Raw genomic sequence first — 2,853 nt, forward strand, 5'->3', positions numbered from 1 at the left:
GGAGAGCACCGCAAAGTGTGGGGCAATCAGGCTACCATTTGCGTTTCTTCGTGAGATTTCATGCCTAGATACCATTGCTCGAACTTGGCGCGGAGGGTTCCATCAAGCGTACGGGTCCGGGTTTGCAGCATGAGATGAGCCCCCTGTTTTGACCAACGCATCTGCTGTTTCTTGCCAAAGCGCTTTCCAACGACCGTGTTGACAGTGCTCTCGACAAAGCCGGTAGAGACGCGCTCGCCGTATCGCCGCCGTTCGGCATAGTTCGGGATCATATCCTTGTTGTTGGCAATGTAGGTTTCGAACTCGGCAGCGGTTTTGCGCAGGGCCTTGATGCTGGCGTAATCTGTCTCGACCTCGTCGAGATCGACGACGAGATCTTCGATCGCCCATTGGCCGTCGTGCAGATTGCCGTTCCACAGGAAGCCCTTGATCTTGCGGAGCTGCCTGGCCAAATTTTCCGCATCGTCCTCGTTATGATGCGCTAGCCCCTTCACATATTGCTGCATAACGGTGATGCGCATGGTGACGTGGAACCAGTCGAGAATGTGTTCCGACGCTGGTGCCATGTCTTGAGCGATGTTGATGACGGTGTCGCCGCCATCGGTCATGAAGGTCACCGGCTGGTTCTCCTGCCAGCCCTGATCTTGCAACACCTCGTGCAGCCGCCGTTTCGGCTTATCATCATGGCTCTGAACGAGACCAAGATACCGGCTTGGGCGGTCAGTCAGGATCGATTTGCCCACAGTGACCTCAAAATGCGACTGTCCGACATCGCGGGATCGAACGTATCCGCCATCGATCCCGACGGTGATTGGCCCCTCTGGGTTTGGCATCTGTTCCCGTTGGCAAGCGCTGGTCTCAATGAAGCTGAACCGTTCTTCCGCCAGTTCTGCTTCCATCCGTGTGGCGGCCCGACCGTGGTGCCTGCGGATCGTATCCGAGCTAAGCCGAACATCAATTGGCAGGACATCCTTCAGAATGTCAGCCGTAATCCCAAAGGAAACCAGCGAAGCCCATTTCGTTTCCAGCCATAGCAGTTCCGGCGCGACGTGGTCCGGCAGAAGCTCTGTCAGCGGGCTGAAGGTCTGGGCGGGGCCGTCGTGGCACTGGCAGCGATAGAAACGCGGGCTCGCAACGGTGACATCGCCGAAAACGGTGCGGTATCTGATGTCGCTGCGCCCCTTGCATCGAAGTTTTCGGCCACAGTTAGGGCAGCATGTGCGCGTCGCGCAATATGCCACGCATTGTGCAGACACGATTTCCTGCTGCAGATGCAACAGCAGCTCTTTGCTCTCGGAGATTGAGAGGCCAATCTCACCAATGGTGTCAGATGCCTTGGTGATTGTACCAATCTGTTCGGTGTGGGCTGTGCCGTCCGGCGCGGTAATTTTGACTGTTATCTCGATGTCCATGTGTTTTCCTGCCTGCTTGGTTTTATGATGTCTGCGCGTCTCTTGCACGCATGATCGTCTGTCTGCTTGTGTCCATGTCCCGGGCGATTGCCGAGACCGTCTCGCCTGCAGCGATCCGGGCACGCACCTGAGCTTGTTGGTCAACCGTCAGTGCCGCTGGTCTCCCGAGGGGTTTGCCTTGCGCTTTGGCGCGGGCAAGACCCGACTGGGTGCGTTCGATCAGCAAATCGCGCTCGAATTGCGCGACGGCATTGATCACCCCCATGGTCAGCTTGCCTGCCGAACTGGTCAGATCGACGCCGCCAAGGGTCAGGCAATGGACGCGAATGCCCAGCTTTTCCAGTTTGGCCACGATGGTGCTGACATCGATGGCATCCCGGCCAAGCCGGTCGAGCTTGGTCACGATCAGGATATCGCCCCGTTCCATCTTATCCAGCAGACGGCCGAACCCTTTGCGGCGCGCAATGGCCACGGACCCGGATACGGTTTCTGCAACAATACGATGCGGTTCCACTTTAAATCCCGCCGCTTCGATCTCCTGAAGCTGGTTTTCCGGGATCTGCTCTGTGGTTGAGACCCGGGTATAGGCAAAGGTTCTGGACATGGACGCACACTGCAAAGAAATGGGTGTCCAGAATCATAGGCATGTTCAATATGTCGTCAATATAGTTTTAGGACAGGTCTGGAGCGCCTGTCCGTAACCGAACCTTTCTGAACACCCCTACCACATCTGCTGGCGCATCAGGTCGCGATGATCTCCGGCCCGGAACCGCTTGTTCACATCACCACGCGAAAACTTCCCCTCCACGAACGGCTTGCGCGCCGCGATCCGTTCCATCGCCGCTTCCACATCGGGGGACAGGAAATCGGATACCGGCCGGTCCGGCGCGTCGGCAGCCACAACGTCTTCGAGAAAGCCAGTCATGATGTCCATGTCTCTCCAGGCGTCATAGCCGTCAGCCTCGTCTCGGCGTTCATGGTAGCCATGCGGCCCACCACAATCCTCGGGCGGGCAGGCACCGGAACCGCCGATGCAGACCGGATAGGATTTCTTCGGCGGTGGGTTGATCGCCTCAATGCGGATCTCGTGTTCCCAATGATCACCCATATCGTAAATGTACGAGAACCGCTTATTCTCGCGGAGCCCGAACCGATGCAATGGCGCATCCGGGTTTGCGGCAAACAATTCAAACGAGCCATATCGCACCGCGTGAATGTCAAAGACAAACAAGTGAATGCCTTCCCAGCCCATTGCGACTTGCAGCAACCCGTGCAACTCGCGCAGGGTCATCGAGGCCGGCACAAGAACCCGCCGCCAGATCATCGGGCTGATCCCAAGCAGGCGCACTTTCAGCTGAACAATATCTCCGGCCACATCCATATCTCGATCGTGCCATCAACCCCCGCCACCGGCAACTGCCCCACGTTTTGCGGTGCTCCC

The 2,853-nt window shown here is 57.6% G+C and carries 3 protein-coding genes; all 3 read right to left on the bottom strand.

What is annotated here, in order from left to right; translation table 11 throughout:
- Positions 1-26 precede the first annotated feature (26 nt).
- Positions 27-1,412 carry an ISKra4 family transposase gene (locus GOW16_RS22500; protein ID WP_170419790.1) on the bottom strand — a complete coding sequence of 462 codons (1,386 nt, stop codon included), beginning with the start codon at positions 1,410-1,412 and terminating at the stop codon, positions 27-29.
- A 22-nt stretch (positions 1,413-1,434) separates the two neighbouring features.
- Positions 1,435-2,016 (bottom strand): recombinase family protein, encoded by a 582-nt coding sequence (locus GOW16_RS22505; RefSeq protein ID WP_170419792.1) that lies wholly within the window; start codon positions 2,014-2,016, stop codon positions 1,435-1,437.
- A gap of 117 nt (positions 2,017-2,133) precedes the next feature.
- Positions 2,134-2,793, bottom strand: a complete 660-nt coding sequence (locus GOW16_RS22930) for a plasmid pRiA4b ORF-3 family protein (protein ID WP_170419793.1) — start codon at positions 2,791-2,793, stop codon at positions 2,134-2,136.
- Positions 2,794-2,853: the final 60 nt, after the last annotated feature.

The organism is Ruegeria atlantica (assembly GCF_013033965.1).
Classification (GTDB): domain Bacteria; phylum Pseudomonadota; class Alphaproteobacteria; order Rhodobacterales; family Rhodobacteraceae; genus Ruegeria; species Ruegeria atlantica_D.

Coding starts and splice junctions, on each gene's coding strand:
- GOW16_RS22930 (WP_170419793.1), bottom strand. CDS start 2,793: ATGGATGTGGCCGGAGATATTGTTCAGCTGAAAGTGCGCCTGCTTGGG.
- GOW16_RS22500 (WP_170419790.1), bottom strand. CDS start 1,412: ATGGACATCGAGATAACAGTCAAAATTACCGCGCCGGACGGCACAGCC.
- GOW16_RS22505 (WP_170419792.1), bottom strand. CDS start 2,016: ATGTCCAGAACCTTTGCCTATACCCGGGTCTCAACCACAGAGCAGATC.